Consider the following 14,080-nt stretch of genomic DNA (forward strand, 5'->3'; position numbering starts at 1 on the left):
CTGCTCAGGTCGAGCTGGGCAGGCGGGACCGCAGGTCGAGGTACTCGGCGCGGGCGGTGAAGAGCGTGCGCAGTTCGTCGGAGACGTTGTCCAGGAACTCGGCCCGGTAGGTCGCGTCGGTCATCAGCGAGATCGAGTAGTACAGACCGGTGAAGTTCGCGATGCCGATGGCGACCTTGATCAGTGCCGCGCTGATCAGCACGGGGTGGTCGAGCAGCTGGAACTGGTAGGACCACGCGCCGCGGTCGATGCCCCACTCCTCGTAGAGGTGCCCGCTGATCGCCAGCATGCCGAACGCGACGAAAAACGCGCCGACCCCGGCGCTGACCACCAGGACCTGCATCCACTGCCGGACCACCAGGCTGACGCTCAGGTTCAGCCGCTGGATCCGGCGCAGCGGCGGGCCCGATCCGCCGGCGTCCGCCTCGATCCGGTCCAGCTCCTGCGGCAGGCGCAGCACCAGGAACAGGTCGCTGAGCAGCGCGAACGCGATCGCCGAGAGCACGATGAAGGCGACCGGCATGCCCGCGAAGACCTGCCACATCTCGGTGTTCACGAACAGGACCAGTGAGAAGACCAGTAGCAGCGGCAGCGCCCGGATCAGGCTGGCGACGGAACTCGCCAGCTCTTTCGCGAGGCGGCGTACGCCCCAGATCGTCGTACCGATCAGGCCGTAGCCGACCACGACGTACACGAGACCGATCAGCACCAGGTTGCTGAGCGCGACGCCGAAGAACTGCTTCCACTGGAAGTGCGACATCACCGGGAGCAGCGCCGGCAGCAGGACGAAGACGGCGAGCTCGGGCGTCCCGAACCGGGTCGGGAAGGACCAGAACGGCCGTCCGCGCATCCCGTTCAGCAGGCCGAAACCGCCGATCAGGACGGTCAGCCCGCCGAGCACGGCCAGCGCGTTCTGCCACCACGGCCAGGTCAGCTCGATCGCGCCGAGCACCTCGGCGACGAACACCAGCGCCAGCACCGGCGTGGCCCGGGCGAAGATGTCGTGCGTCGGCGAGAAGTCCTCGATGAACAACGGCAGTCCGGCCCGCCGAAACCGCTGCTCGTACCTGTCCAGCTCCACCGGTGTTCCCATGGCCGCACACCCTATGGGCTCACCGGTTCCCGCCGACCGCTCCATTGCCGGTCCGGTCCGCAGGGTGGAATAGAAACCTGATCGTTTTCGTTAGCAAAGGTAATGAGTTATGCTAACGACATGCCCGAAGTCGTAGCCCAGCAGGTGAAGACCGACGTCGGCCTGGCCAGCGCGCTGCGGTCGTCGACCCTGCGGTTGTCCCGGCAGATCCGCCGGCAGCGCGAGCAGGGGCACGACCTGACCGCCAACCAGCTCGGCGTACTGGGTGCTCTGGGCAAGCACGACGCGATGACGATCGGTGAGCTGGCCGCCCACGAGCAGGTCAAGCCGCCGTCGATGACGCGGATCGTGTCCAACCTGGAGGACGCCGGCCTGGTGGCCCGCCGCCCACACGCGACCGACAAGCGCCAGATCGTGGTCGAGCTGACCGACGCCGCGCACGCGCTGCTGCGGGCCAACCGCCGGCGCCGCGACGAGTGGCTGCAGACGAAGCTGAAGAAACTGACCCCCGAGGAGCGCGACATCCTGCGTAAGGCAGCACCTGTTCTCGAACGTCTGGCGGGCGCGTGAGTCCCACCTTCCGGGCCTTCAAGGTCCGCAACTTCCGGCTGTACGCGACCGGAGCGATCATCTCGAACGTCGGCACCTGGATGCAGCGGGTCGCCCAGGACTGGCTGGTCCTGGAGCTGACCCACTCCGGGACGGCGCTCGGCATCGTGACCGGCCTGCAGTTCCTCCCGGCCCTGCTGTTCGGCCCGTACGCCGGGCTGGTGGCCGACCGCTTCCCCAAGCGCCAGGTCCTGACCGTCACCCAGCTCGCGATGGGTTCCGTCGCGCTGGTGCTGGGCACGATGACCGTGACCGGCGTGGTCGAGGCGTGGCACGTCTACCTGCTGGCCCTGCTGTTCGGTGTCGGGACGGCGTTCGACGCGCCGACCCGGCAGGCGTTCGTGGTCGAGATGGTCGGCCGCGACGAACTGTCGAACGCGGTCGGCCTGAACTCGGCGTCCTTCAACGCCGCCCGGCTGCTCGGCCCGGCGCTGGCCGGTCTGCTGATCCACTGGATCGGCACCGGACCGGTGATCATGATCAACGGCTTCACCTACGCCGCGGTGATCGTGTCACTGCGGCTGATGCGGGTCGGAGAGCTGTACTCGCCGACCCCGGCCGCCCGCGAGAAGGGCATGATCCGCGACGGCATGCGCTACCTGTGGCGCCGGCCCGACCTGATGATGGTGCTGGTCGCGGTGTTCTTCGCCGGCACCTTCGGGCTGAACTTCCAGCTCACCTCCGCGCTGATGGCGACGAGCGAGTTCGGCAAGGGCGCGGGGGAGTTCGGCATCCTCGGCTCGATCCTGGCGATCGGCTCGCTGGCCGGTGCGCTGATGGCGGCCCGCCGGGTGCGGGTCCGGGCGCGGCTGGTGATCGGCGCGGCGCTGATCTTCGGGTTGTCGGTGGTCGCGAGCGGTCTGATGCCCAACTACATCTCGTACGCCGCGGTGCTGCCGCTGGTCGGTTTCGCCTCGCTGACGATGCTGACCGCGGCCAACGCCACCATGCAGCTCGGCATCGAGCCGACCATGCGCGGCCGGGTGATGGCGCTGTACATGACGGTCCTGATGGGCGGTACGCCGATCGGCTCGCCGTTCATCGGCTGGGTCGGCCAGGAGTTCGGTGCCCGCTGGTCGCTGATCGTCGGCGGCGCGCTCACCGTGATCGGCACGACCGCCTCGGTGATCTACTTCTCCCGCCGCCGCGGTTTGGCGATCCGCCCGCACCTGCTGCCGCGGCCGCGGCTCGAGGTCCTGCCGCAGAGCGAGATGCTCGCGGACAAGGCGACCGTGGACTCCAACCCCAAGGTCGCCTGAGCTCGACCGCTCGACCGCTCGACCGCTCGACCGCTCGACCGCTCGAGCCGCGTGGATCGCCGGGGAGCTCAGCTCCGCGCGACCGCGGCCAGCAGCGCCGCGATCCCGCCGGCCGGCGAGGTGAACGTGCGAACGTCCAGCTCAGCCACGGCCTGAGCCATCGACGCCTGGGCGAGCACGACGGCGTCCGCCTCAGCACTCTCGACCGCCGCGCGGACCAGACGATCGTGCTCGTCCTGGTCGCCCGCCGCCCGAGCGTCGGTCGCGCCGTCGACGACCGTCGCCTCGACCGTCACACCGGTGCCGGCCGCCGCACGCTCGAGCAGCCGCCCAGTCGGGCCGAGCGTCGCCCGAAGCGTCGCGAGCACCGCGATCCGCCCACCTTCGCCGGCCGCCCGCACCGCTTCCTCGGCCATCGGCGCATCAACTCGCAACACAGGCACCTCGGCGTCGGTCGCCGCTGCCTCAACGGCCTCGCCGATCGAGGAGCAGGTCACCAGCACGGCCGCCGCGCCGTCCTCGATCAGGTACCGCACGTGCTGCCGTACCCGCGCGAAGACCTCCTCGGTCACGCCGTCACGCACAGCCGTCGCCAGCAGTTCCGCGTCGGCGACGTGGACCTGACGCAAGGCGGGCTCCTGCCGAGCGACGAGGTCCTGGAAGGTGCCGGCCAGGGCGGGCACGGTGTGCAGAAGGCCGACCTTGCGCTGCGCAGTCATGTGGCCAAGTTTGTGCGAATTCGGACAACACCGCAATTGATGTGCGGCGATTGACAACCGGTACGCCGTCAGGTTGAGGTGGTCGCGTGCGTTACACAGGAGCGACCGCCAGGCGTGACGAGCTGATCCGGCGGCTGACCGCGGACGGCTACGTCTCGTCGGCTGGAGCCGCCCTCGACCTCGGGGTGTCGGAGATGACGATCCGTCGAGACCTACGGCGACTCGACCTGGACGGCCTCGCCCGGCGGGTGACGGGTGGCGCAAGTCTCCCGACCGCAGGCGACGGAGAGCCGTTCGACCAGCGCAACCGCGCCGGCAGATCGGACAAGCGGGCAATCGTGGCCGCCTGCGCGGAACTGCTGACCGACGCGGCCACCATCGCCCTGGACGCCGGTACGACGGTGGCGCCGCTCGCGGCTCTCGTACCGAAGGACGTCACGGTGGTGACGCACTCCCTGCCGGTGATCAGCACGTGCGCGGCCCGCGACGACGTCGAACTCGTCGCGCTGGGCGGTACGTACCAGGCCGACACGCGATCCTTCACCGGACCGGCGACCGAGGCCGGAGTCGCCAGCCTGTCGGTCGACGTCGCCGTACTGTCGGCGACGGCCGTCGATGCCTCAGGACTGCTGTGCAGCAAGGCGTTGGACGCGAGCATCAAGCAGCGACTGGCCGAGGTCGCGCAGCGGACCATCCTGTTGGTGGACCATCGCAAACTCGGTGGACGGGCCCCGATCCGGTTCGGCCGGCTCGACCTCGTCGACGTCGTGGTCACCGACTCGGGATCGACCGCCGAGCAGCGGGAGCTGCTGGGCAGCGGCGGCGCCCGCGTGGTGGTGGCGCCATGAGAGCCGCAGCGTGGTCGCCTGAGCTGCGCGGCCCGGGTCCCCTGCTGGGCGTGGTCGCGGACGACCTGACCGGCGCCTGCGATCTGGCCGGCGGCGTCGCGCACGCCGGACTGACAACCTCGGTGACGCTCGGCGTACCGACCGAGCCGATCCCGTCCGACGTCGACTGCGCCGTCGTCGCGCTGAAGTCCCGGACGAACGACCCCGCCGAGGCGGTCCGGGACTCGCTCGCAGCCGCCCGAGCACTTCGGGACGCGGGAGTCCGGTACGTCTACCAGAAATACTGCTCGACGTTCGACTCGACCGACCGGGGCAACATCGGTCCGGTCGCCGATGCGCTGGTCGACCTGCTCGGCCCGGACGCGATCAGCCTCGGTACGCCGGCCACGCCGCAGGTCGGCCGGACGCAGTACCTGGGCCACTTGTTCGTCAACGGCCAACTGCTGTCGGAGTCGTCGCTGCGCGACCACCCGTTGACGCCGATGACCGACGCGAATCTGGTCCGCGTGCTCGGGCGGCAGACCACTCGATCGGTCGGGTTGGTTGATCACTCGGTCGTACGCCGTGGCGCGGCGGCGATCGCGGCCGCGGTGAAGGCGGCCGCGGTCAAGGCGTCGGCGGTGAAGACGGCCGCGGTGAAGGCGTCAGCGGTGCAGGCGTCGGCGGGTGCGGCCGGACACCGCGCCATGCTCGAGGCCGAGCACGTCGATGCAGTCCACCGTCACCTCCTGGTCGACGCGGTGGAGGATGCCGATTTGGACCGGCTCGCCGAGGCGATCGCGCTGCTCGACGTACCGGTCGTGCTCGGCGGTGGTGCCGGGCTCGCGGTCGCTCTCGCGCGCTCGATGGCCGGTGCCGCCGAGCGGGGACCGGAGGAGCTTCCGCCGATCGAGGCCGGTGCGCGGCTGATCATCTCCGGCAGCGGGTCGGAACGGACCCGTGCGCAGGTCGGGGCGTTCCAGGGGCGGGTCATCTCGGTCGATCCGCTCGCCCTGGCGGCCGACGGGTCGGCGTCGGTGATCAACCGGCTGGTCCGGGAACTGGCCGAAGCCATCCGCGCCGTCGACGACCTGGGCGTCCGGCGCATGATCGTCGCCGGTGGCGAGACGTCCGGCGCCGTCGCGGCGGCGCTCGGCGTGAAGACCGTCCGGATCGGCGCCCTGGCCGCGCCCGGCGTGCCCTGGACGTACGCGACGGTGCGCGATCGCCCGATCGCACTGCTGCTGAAGTCCGGCAACTTCGGCGGCCCCGATCTGTTCGACACTGCCTGGGAGGTCGCTCCGTGATTGCCGACAGCCTGACGGAGATCCGGGAACAAGTCGTCGCGGCCTGCCGGCACCTGGCCGCCGCCGGCCTGTCCCCGGGAAGCTCCGGCAACGTCAGCGTGCGCGTCGGCGATCAGGTGCTGATCACGCCGACCGGCTCGGCGCTGCGGCGCGTGCAGGCCGAGGACCTTGCGCAAGTGCCTGTCGACGGCCAGACGAGCAACAGTGCGCCCAAGCCGTCCAAGGAACTGCCCGTCCATCTCGCGGTCTACCGGCAACGCCCGGAGGCGACCGCCGTCGTCCACCTCCATTCGCCGTACGCGACTGCCTGCGCTTGCCTTCCGCCGGACGAGAGCGGCTTGGCGCAGTTGCCGCCGCTCACGCCCTACCGGGTGATGCGGCTGGGGGACGTCCCGCTGGCGCCGTACGCGAAACCTGGCTCCAGCGAGCTCGGGGACGGAGTGGAGCGGCTGGCCGTCCGCCATCACGTCATCCTGCTGGCGAACCACGGATCGGTCGTCGCAGGCACCTCGCTCGACGCGGCCGTCGAGTTGGCGGAAGAGCTCGAGACGGCCGCGCACCTGAGTCTGCTGCTGCGTGACCTGCCGCACGTCCAGCTCACCCCGGCTCAGGCCGCCGTGCTCCGCTGACGGCGGTCGGCGACCTTTCGGCTCGCGAACGGCTGACCGGGGTCGGGGTGGTCGGCCTTGTCGTCAGGGTCAGAATGGGGTGTGACTCATTACGACTTGGTGATCGTCGGCACCGGCTCCGGGAACTCGATCCTCGACGGGCGGTTCGCGGACTGGAAGACGGCGATCGTCGAACGCGGCACCTTCGGCGGGACCTGCCTGAACGTCGGCTGCATCCCGACCAAGATGTTCGTGCACACCGCCGACCTGGCCAGGACGCCGTCGATCAGCTCCCGGTACGGCGTCGACGAGCAGCTGACCGGCGTGCGCTGGCCGGACATCCGGGACCGCATCTTCGGCCGGATCGACCCGATCGCCGCCGGCGGTTCGGAGTACCGGCGGCACCACGCCGACAACGCGAACGTCACCGTGTACGACGGCACCGGCCGCTTCACCGGGACCAAGGAGCTCACCGTGACGGCCCCCGACGGGCAGGCCCGGGTGATCACCGCCGACCGCTTCGTGCTGGCCGCGGGGAGCCGCCCGAACATCCCGTTCGTGCCCGGGCTGGCCGAGGTCGGCTACCACACCTCGGACACGATCATGCGGCTCGGCGAGCTGCCGGCCCGGCTCGGCATCATCGGCAGCGGTTTCGTCGCGGCCGAATTCGCGCACGTGTTCTCCTCGCTCGGCGTCGAGGTCACGCTGATCGCGCGCTCCGGCCTGCTGCTGCGCCACGAGGACACCGAGATCGCCACCCGCTACACCGAGCTGGCCACCACCCAGTACGACGTCCGCCTGAACCACGAAACGGTCAGCGCCACCCGGCGCGCCGACGGCGCGATCGCGCTGGAGACCCTCAGCCCCGGCGGCCGCGACGAGATCGTCGTGGACGAGGTGCTGGTCGCGATCGGCCGGCGCCCGAACTCCGACCTGCTCGACCCGGCGGCGACCGGTGTCACGGTCGACGAGGACGAGCGGGTCGTCGTCGACGCCCACCAGCAAACCGTTGTCGAGGGCATCTATGCGCTCGGCGACCTGTCCTCGCTGTACCAGCTCAAGCACGTCGCCAACCACGAGGCCCGCGTCGTCCAGCACAACCTGCTGCACCCCGACGACCCGATCGAGTCCGACCACCGCTACGTCCCGTCCGCCGTCTTCGGCTCGCCGCAGATCGCGTCCGTCGGACTCACCGAGGAACAGGCGCAGGAGCAGAACGTCGAGTACGTCGTCGGCCGGGCCGAGTACGCCGGCATCGCCTACGGCTGGGCGATGGAGAACACCAGCGGCTTCGCCAAGGTGCTCGCGGATCCGAAGACCGGTCTGCTGCTCGGTGCCCACATCATCGGCCCGCAGGCCAGCTCGATCCTGCAACCGGTCATCCAGGCGATGAGCTTCGGTCTCGACGCGCACACGATGGCTCGTGGTCAGTACTGGATCCACCCGGCGCTGCCGGAGCTGGTCGAGAACGCCTTGCTGAACATCCCGCTCGGCAAGAGCTGATCGTTGCCTCCGGCCCCGGTCTGGTGCGCCGGGTCAGCGGAAGGCGCTGATCACCTCGCCGGCGGTGTCCAGCGGGCTGAGGTCGTCGTCGAGGTTCGGCAGGCTGAACATCACCTCGGCGGCGCCGGCCTCGGCCAGCGCGCGAAAGCGTCCGACCTGATCGGTGATCGTGCCGGCGTTGGCCGTCGCGGCGTACCGGGCCGGGTCCTGGTTGCGCGGCCGCAGTTGGTTGACCAAGGCATCGACCTCGCGCTGATCCCGGCCGATCAGCGTCGTCGACAGATGGGTGAGCTCGATCTGCCGCGGCTGGGCCTTCAGGTACTCGGCCTTCTCCCGCACGCGGGTGACATCGCCGAAGACGTTCGCCGCGTCGGCGTACCGGGCTGCCAGTCGTAGGGTCCGCGGTCCGCTCCCGCCAACCAGCAACGGCACGTTGTCCTGCAGGGGTCGTGGATAGCAGGTCGTGTCCGGCACCTCGAGCACCTTGCCGCTGAACCCCTTGTTTCCCGCGCCCCACAGCACCGGCAGCACCTGCAGCGCGTCTTCGAGCAACGCGTATCGCTCGGCCGTCGACGGGAACTCCCACCCGTACGCCTTGTGCTCGGCCTCGAACCACCCGAGCCCGACCCCGCACACCGCACGCCCACCACTGAGAACGTCCAGCGTGGCAACGATCTTGCCCAGATGCGCGACGTTCCGGTACGTGATGCCCGTGACCAGCGTGCCGAGCCGGACCCGCTCCGTGCAGGCCGCGAGGTACGCCAGCGTCGTCCAGCTCTCCAGGAAGTCCTCCCAGGCCCGCCCGACCTGCGGGATCTGCCGGAAGTGGTCCATCACGTAGATCGCGTCGAACCCCGCCGCCTCCGCCCGCGCCCCGACCTGCCGGATCCATTCGCCGGTCGTCTTCCGCCCGCCCTTGTGCGTGTAGCTGCTCACCTGCAACCCGAACCGCAACCCGCGCGGCGCCGCGTCCTCCCGCCGTACCGCCGCATCCGCTTGGACAAACGCCTCCGGTACGACGCGAACCTCCGTCGCCGCCTGCAGCACTTCGTCGAATCCCTCGCCCGGCAGCTCCTTCTTCACCCGGTTCCACGTCGTCAACTGCGCCGCCAGCGCGTCGGCCGGAATCCGCTTCACCCGCTCACGATTCCGCCGCCGGCACTCCGCCGCCGGGGTGTCGAAAGCCACCGCCACACAGGGCATCCCGTGCTCCCGAGCCAACGCCAACCACCGCAGCCGCCGCTCCCGATCCAGCCCCAACGTGTCGATCACGGTCGTCAGCCGCCGCCCGATCCGCTGCCGAACCACCGCCTCCAGCAAGTCGAACGCATCCGCACTCGCCGCCAGATCGTCCTCCCCGGCCCCCACCAACGCCCGCAGCCGATCACTGGACACCACCAGCTCGCCCGCGAACCTCTCCCCAGCCCACGTCGACTTCCCCGCCGCCCCCGGCCCCACCAGCACCACCACACACGGCGAAGGCAGCTTCCGCTCGTCCATACCTCAGTGTGCCCCGACCGGCGCCGCCTAGAGCTGCACCACGAACCACTCCCGAGCATCGTCGAACCGGACGAAGGCCCGGTCGTCACGGCACACGACCTGCCGCGGCTGCCCTGGCGGCTCACTCCCGTCCGGCATCGTCAATGGGACCTTGCGCTCGACCAGAACGTCGTCGCCGTCGTCGCTCCAGCCGATGCTGACTGTTACCTGCCGACTGGGGGCGGTCCGACGCCGGTCGTGGCGGTAGTCGTCGTACTCGCCGAGAAAGGCCACCAACGGCCCGGAAACCAGGAGCCCGCGAGCGCCTCTGACGCTGGTTCCACGGATGCCGCGCACCCCCTTCCGATCAACGGTCACCAGCGGGAACTCGTGGTAGAGACAGCCCCACGTGAGTTCCTCGCCGACGTTGAGGGCGTAGCAATCCATCCATCCGACACCGTCGTACGCCGGCAGCCAGGCGAGACTGCCGTCCGACTTCCACCGGTTCCGTGCGTCCGCCACGACGAAACCGTCGCCCAGGGCATCGATCATCGGGTACTCGGCGTCGAGCGGTTCGAGCTCCACATCGATGGTGACGTCCGAAGGGCCGACGACCACCGCACGGGCTCGGTACGGTCGATCCACGGCGGCTGGAGTCACCGCATCGGCGATCAAGGCGATCAGACGACCGTCGAGGTCGACAGAACTGGCGACGAACTGCTCGTCGCTGAAGCGGAAGTCGGTTGGGGGTGACGGGCCCAACTGGCAGTCTGTTCCCATGCGATTGTTCGTGGCCGTTGTGCCGCCTGTGGAGGTTGTCGAGCATCTGAGTGAGTTCGTGGAGCCGCGTCGGTCTCATCCGGACGAGGACGTTCGGTGGGCCAGTGACGAAACCTGGCACATCACCCTCGCGTTCCTGGGGGAGGTGCCGGAGTGGAAGACCGATGATCTGGGGGAGGGGCTGGAGCGGGCCGCCGCCAGGCAGAAGCCGTTCGATCTGCGGCTGGGGGGAGCGGGCGCGTTTCCCGGCGTACCGGATGCTCGGGTGTTGTGGACCGGGGTGCACGACGAGACCGGGTCGCTCAAGCACCTGGCGATGACGACGCGGTCGGCGGCGAACAAGGCCGGTGTCACCGTCGACGGGCGCAAGTTCACGCCGCATCTGACGCTGGCCCGGATGCGCCGGCCGATGGACGTCGTGCGCTGGGTCCGGGTCTTCGACGAGTACCAGGGACCGGCCTGGACGGCGGAGAGTCTGCAGTTGATCTCGTCGCGGCTGGGCGAAGGGCCGAGCCATGGTGCGGCGTACGACACAGTGGGCGAATGGGATTTCTTAGGTTAACCTTCCGAAGGTTAGACAACCCTAAGCTCCAGGAGTACCGCCATGCTCGCCAACTACCTCATCGGACTGCGTGAGGGACTGGAGGCGTCCCTGGTGGTCAGCATCCTGGCCACGTTCCTGGTGAAGTCCGGGCACCGGGACCGTCTCAAACTGGTCTGGGCCGGAGTGGCCGCGGCGGTCGCCGTCGCGGCCGCCGGCTGGGCCCTGCTGCAGTTCATCACCGCGCTGACCGCGAAGTCGTTCACCACCCAGGAGACGATCGGCGGCGTGATGTCGATCATCGCGGTCGGCTTCGTCACCTGGATGATCTTCTGGATGCGCAAGGCGTCCCGCACGATCGCCAAGGACCTGCGCGACCGGATGGACGTCGCACTGCAGATGGGCCCGGCCGCGGTCGTGCTGCTCGCCTTCCTGGCGGTCTTCCGCGAAGGCATCGAGACCGCGTTCATCGTCTACGCCTCGGCGGCGACCGCGACCACCGCGACGCCGTTCGTCGGGGTGCTGCTCGGCCTGATCACCGCCGTCGGACTGGGCTTCGCGATCTACCGCGGCGCGGTCAGGATCAACCTTGGCGTGTTCTTCAACTGGACCGGCGCGCTGCTGATCCTGGTCGCGGCCGGCATCTTCGCCTACGGCTTCCACGACCTGCAAGAGGCCAACCTCCTGCCCGGTCTGCACAACCTGGCCTTCGACATCTCCGCGGTGATCCCGCCGGACAGCTGGTACGGCGTACTGCTGAAGGGGATCTTCAACTTCACCCCGGCCCCGACCGTGATCGAGCTGACCGCGTGGCTGGTCTACCTGATCCCGGTCCTCGTGCTCTACCTCCGTCCGGTCAAGCGCCCGGCGGCACCACCCGCAGTGCCTGCTCAGGCCTGACCACTCCGGCCTCGACGGCCCCCCGAGAAAGAACACCGATGAACCCGATCACCACCCGCCGTGGTCTCGCGGCCGGCACCGTCCTGCTGCTGGCCGCCCTGACCGGTTGTGCCGAGGAGACCCCGGCGGCCGCGCCCGGCGACGACACCGGTCCGGTCACCGTCAAGGCCTCCGACGACGGCTGCGACCTGAGCCGCCGGGACGTGAAGTCCGGCACCAGCACCTTCTCGGTGTCCAACGGCGGCAGCAAGGTCACCGAGTTCTACGTGTACGCCGAGGGCGACCGCGTGATGGGCGAGGTCGAGAACATCGGCCCCGGCCTGAAGCGCGACCTGATCGTCGAGCTGCCGACCGGCAAGTACCAGGCGGTCTGCAAGCCCGGCATGGTCGGCGACGGCATCCGCGGCGACCTGACCGTCACCGGTGAGGCGGCCGCGCAGGTCGACACCGACACCGCGCTGAAGGACGCCACCGTCAGCTACCAGCGCTACGTGAACTCGCAGGCGATCGCGCTGGAGGAGAAGACCACCGAGTTCGTCGCCGCGGTCAAGGCGGGCGACGTGGCCAAGTCCAAGGCGCTGTTCCCGGTCTCGCGCACGTACTGGGAGCGGATCGAGCCGGTGGCGGAGTCGTTCGGCGACCTCGACCCGAAGATCGACGCCCGGGTGAACGACGTCGAGCCGGGCACCGAGTGGACCGGGTACCACCGCATCGAGCAGGCGCTGTGGGAGAAGAACAGCACCGCCGGCATGACCAAGTACGCCGACCAGCTGCTGGTCGACGTGAAGACGGTGGTCGCCAAGGCCAAGACCGTGCAGCTGAACCCGCTGCAGCTGGCCAACGGCGCCAAGGAGCTGCTGGACGAGGTCGCCACCGGCAAGATCACCGGTGAGGAGGACCGCTACTCACACACCGACCTGTGGGACTTCCAGGCCAACGTCGAGGGCTCGCAGGCCGCGATCCAGGCGCTCCGCCCGGCTCTGCAGCAGCGCGACGCCGCGCTGGTCACCACGCTCGACACCAACTTCAAGGCGGTCTTCGCCGCGGTCGACAAGTACCGCGTCGGCGACGGCTTCAAGCCCTACCGGCCGACCGAGGCCGAGCGCCGCGAGCTCGGCAACGTCGTCGACGCCCTGGCCGAACCGGTCAGCAAGGTCGCCGGGGTCATCGCGAAGAAATGAGTGAGCCGAAGAAGGGCATCTCCCGCCGTGGGCTGTTCGGCGCGGCGGGGGCTGCCGTTGCCACCGGTGTCGCCGGGTACGCCGCGCACTCCGTCCTCAGCAGTGAGGAGTCGCAGGCTGCCGACACCAGTGGGCCGGTGGAGTTCCACGGGCAACACCAGGCCGGAATCGTCACCCCCGCGCAGGACCGGCTGCACTTCGCGACGTTCGACGTCACCACCGACAAGCGCGACCAGGTGATCGCGCTGCTCAAGGAGTGGACCGCGGCCGCCGCGCTGATGACGGCCGGACGCGACATCGGCCAGTACGGCGCGGTGAACGGCCCGGCCGAAGCGCCGCCCGAGGACACCGGCGAAGCCGTCGGTCTGCCGCCGGCCCGGCTGACGCTGACGATCGGCTTCGGCCCGAGCTTCTTCCAAGATGCCAAGGGCAACGATCGCTTCGGCTTGAAGGCCCGTCGCCCGGCCGCCCTGGTCGACCTGCCGCACTTCATCGGCGACAACCTCGACCCGGCCCGCAGCGGCGGCGACATCGCCGTCCAGGCCTGCAGCGACGACCCGCAGGTCGCCGTGCACGCGATCCGCAACCTGGCCCGGATCGGCTTCGGCACCACCGCCGTGCGCTACTCCCAGCTCGGTTTCGGCCGGACGTCGTCCACCTCGCGGGCGCAGACCACGCCCCGCAACCTGTTCGGCTTCAAGGACGGCACGAACAATCTCAAGCTCGAGGACACCGCCAAGCTGGAGCAGCAGCTCTGGGTCCAGCCCGAGGACGGCCCGGACTGGATGGTCGGCGGCTCGTACCTGGTCGCCCGCCGGATCCGGATGACGATCGAGACCTGGGACCGTACGTCGCTCAGCGAGCAGGAGCTGATCGTCGGCCGCGGCAAGGGCACCGGCGCCCCGCTGGGCAAGTCCGAGGAGTTCGACCCGATCGACTTCGAGGCCAAGGGCGCGGACGGCGAACTCAAGATCGCCAAGGACGCGCACATCCGGCTCGCGCATCCCCAGTTCAACAACGGCGCCGAGCTGCTCCGCCGCGGCTACAACTTCGTCGACGGCTCGGACGGCCTGGGCCGCCTCGACGCCGGCCTGTTCTTCCTGGCCTACCAGCGCGATCCGCGCAAGCAGTTCATCCCGATCCAGCGGCAGCTGGCCCGCTCCGACGTGATGAACGAGTACATCCGCCATGTCGGCTCTGGCATCTTCGCCTGCCCCGGCGGCGTACCGGCGGGCTCGTTCTGGGGCGAGAAGCTCTTCGGCTGAACCACCGGG

The 14,080-nt window shown here is 69.7% G+C and carries 14 protein-coding genes; 10 read left to right on the forward strand and 4 right to left on the reverse strand.

Annotated features, from left to right (window positions below; all coding sequences use genetic code 11):
* Positions 1–4 precede the first annotated feature (4 nt).
* Positions 5–1,093 carry a hypothetical protein gene (locus BWI15_RS15035; protein ID WP_077015041.1) on the reverse strand — a complete coding sequence of 363 codons (1,089 nt, stop codon included), beginning with the start codon at positions 1,091–1,093 and terminating at the stop codon, positions 5–7.
* Positions 1,094–1,213: 120 nt separating this feature from the next.
* Here BWI15_RS15035 and BWI15_RS15040 point away from each other — a divergent pair, with 120 nt between their 5' ends.
* Both BWI15_RS15040 and BWI15_RS15045 read left to right on the forward strand, forming a co-directional pair.
* Entirely contained in the window at positions 1,214–1,663 is a 450-nt protein-coding gene (locus BWI15_RS15040; RefSeq protein ID WP_077015042.1) for a MarR family winged helix-turn-helix transcriptional regulator, read from the forward strand.
* Positions 1,660–2,961 (forward strand): MFS transporter, encoded by a 1,302-nt coding sequence (locus BWI15_RS15045; RefSeq protein ID WP_077015043.1) that lies wholly within the window; start codon positions 1,660–1,662, stop codon positions 2,959–2,961. Before BWI15_RS15040 ends, BWI15_RS15045 begins: the two co-directional genes overlap by 4 nt.
* 68 nt (positions 2,962–3,029) lie before the next feature.
* On the opposite strand, the gene BWI15_RS15050 is transcribed toward BWI15_RS15045, so the two are convergent.
* A complete protein-coding gene (locus tag BWI15_RS15050; protein WP_077015044.1) occupies positions 3,030–3,680 on the reverse strand; it encodes an aspartate/glutamate racemase family protein in 651 nt (216 codons plus the stop codon).
* An 86-nt stretch (positions 3,681–3,766) separates the two neighbouring features.
* Here BWI15_RS15050 and BWI15_RS15055 point away from each other — a divergent pair, with 86 nt between their 5' ends.
* The 4 genes from BWI15_RS15055 (at position 3,767) to BWI15_RS15070 (ending at position 7,925) form a co-directional block, all read left to right on the forward strand.
* Positions 3,767–4,528 carry a DeoR/GlpR family DNA-binding transcription regulator gene (locus tag BWI15_RS15055; RefSeq protein ID WP_077015045.1) on the forward strand — a complete coding sequence of 254 codons (762 nt, stop codon included), beginning with the start codon at positions 3,767–3,769 and terminating at the stop codon, positions 4,526–4,528.
* Positions 4,525–5,814, forward strand: coding sequence for a four-carbon acid sugar kinase family protein (locus tag BWI15_RS15060; protein WP_077015046.1), 1,290 nt, complete (start codon positions 4,525–4,527; stop codon positions 5,812–5,814). The genes BWI15_RS15055 and BWI15_RS15060 overlap by 4 nt, the downstream gene beginning before the upstream one ends.
* Entirely contained in the window at positions 5,811–6,443 is a 633-nt protein-coding gene (locus BWI15_RS15065) for a class II aldolase/adducin family protein (RefSeq protein WP_202817663.1), read from the forward strand. The genes BWI15_RS15060 and BWI15_RS15065 overlap by 4 nt, the downstream gene beginning before the upstream one ends.
* A gap of 81 nt (positions 6,444–6,524) precedes the next feature.
* Complete coding sequence (locus BWI15_RS15070; RefSeq protein WP_077015047.1) at positions 6,525–7,925, forward strand: mycothione reductase; 1,401 nt, start codon at positions 6,525–6,527, stop codon at positions 7,923–7,925.
* A gap of 33 nt (positions 7,926–7,958) precedes the next feature.
* Here the strand turns inward: BWI15_RS15070 and BWI15_RS15075 are convergent, their stop codons facing one another.
* Both BWI15_RS15075 and BWI15_RS15080 read right to left on the reverse strand, forming a co-directional pair.
* A complete protein-coding gene (locus BWI15_RS15075) occupies positions 7,959–9,425 on the reverse strand; it encodes an LLM class flavin-dependent oxidoreductase (RefSeq protein WP_077015048.1) in 1,467 nt (488 codons plus the stop codon).
* Between the two features lie 27 nt (positions 9,426–9,452).
* Entirely contained in the window at positions 9,453–10,184 is a 732-nt protein-coding gene (locus tag BWI15_RS15080; protein WP_077015049.1) for a hypothetical protein, read from the reverse strand.
* Between BWI15_RS15080 and thpR the strand changes: the two genes are divergently transcribed.
* Genes thpR through efeB form a run of 4 tightly spaced genes read left to right on the forward strand, consistent with a single transcriptional unit; the run spans position 10,183 to position 14,071 of the window.
* The gene (gene thpR, locus BWI15_RS15085; protein WP_077015050.1) at positions 10,183–10,746 is read left to right on the forward strand and encodes an RNA 2',3'-cyclic phosphodiesterase; all 564 of its coding nucleotides are present in this window, start codon (positions 10,183–10,185) and stop codon (positions 10,744–10,746) included. The two genes, BWI15_RS15080 and thpR, sit on opposite strands and share 2 nt — an antisense overlap.
* 42 nt (positions 10,747–10,788) lie before the next feature.
* Complete coding sequence (gene efeU / locus BWI15_RS15090; RefSeq protein WP_077015051.1) at positions 10,789–11,625, forward strand: iron uptake transporter permease EfeU; 837 nt, start codon at positions 10,789–10,791, stop codon at positions 11,623–11,625.
* A gap of 38 nt (positions 11,626–11,663) precedes the next feature.
* Positions 11,664–12,806, forward strand: a complete 1,143-nt coding sequence (efeO, locus tag BWI15_RS15095) for an iron uptake system protein EfeO (RefSeq protein WP_077015052.1) — start codon at positions 11,664–11,666, stop codon at positions 12,804–12,806.
* A complete protein-coding gene (gene efeB, locus BWI15_RS15100; protein WP_077015053.1) occupies positions 12,803–14,071 on the forward strand; it encodes an iron uptake transporter deferrochelatase/peroxidase subunit in 1,269 nt (422 codons plus the stop codon). Before efeO ends, efeB begins: the two co-directional genes overlap by 4 nt.
* The last annotated feature ends 9 nt before the right edge of the window (positions 14,072–14,080 follow it).

The sequence above is a fragment of the Kribbella sp. ALI-6-A genome, from assembly GCF_001984195.1.
Lineage (GTDB): Bacteria > Actinomycetota > Actinomycetes > Propionibacteriales > Kribbellaceae > Kribbella.

Bases quoted from the DNA above. Each gene is read 5' to 3' on its own strand.
- BWI15_RS15040 (WP_077015042.1), top strand. From the start codon at position 1,214: ATGCCCGAAGTCGTAGCCCAGCAGGTGAAGACCGACGTCGGCCTGGCC.
- efeB (WP_077015053.1), top strand. From the start codon at position 12,803: ATGAGTGAGCCGAAGAAGGGCATCTCCCGCCGTGGGCTGTTCGGCGCG.
- BWI15_RS15060 (WP_077015046.1), top strand. From the start codon at position 4,525: ATGAGAGCCGCAGCGTGGTCGCCTGAGCTGCGCGGCCCGGGTCCCCTG.
- BWI15_RS15075 (WP_077015048.1), bottom strand. From the start codon at position 9,425: ATGGACGAGCGGAAGCTGCCTTCGCCGTGTGTGGTGGTGCTGGTGGGG.
- efeU (WP_077015051.1), top strand. From the start codon at position 10,789: ATGCTCGCCAACTACCTCATCGGACTGCGTGAGGGACTGGAGGCGTCC.
- efeO (WP_077015052.1), top strand. From the start codon at position 11,664: ATGAACCCGATCACCACCCGCCGTGGTCTCGCGGCCGGCACCGTCCTG.
- BWI15_RS15035 (WP_077015041.1), bottom strand. From the start codon at position 1,093: ATGGGAACACCGGTGGAGCTGGACAGGTACGAGCAGCGGTTTCGGCGG.
- thpR (WP_077015050.1), top strand. From the start codon at position 10,183: ATGCGATTGTTCGTGGCCGTTGTGCCGCCTGTGGAGGTTGTCGAGCAT.
- BWI15_RS15080 (WP_077015049.1), bottom strand. From the start codon at position 10,184: ATGGGAACAGACTGCCAGTTGGGCCCGTCACCCCCAACCGACTTCCGC.
- BWI15_RS15050 (WP_077015044.1), bottom strand. From the start codon at position 3,680: ATGACTGCGCAGCGCAAGGTCGGCCTTCTGCACACCGTGCCCGCCCTG.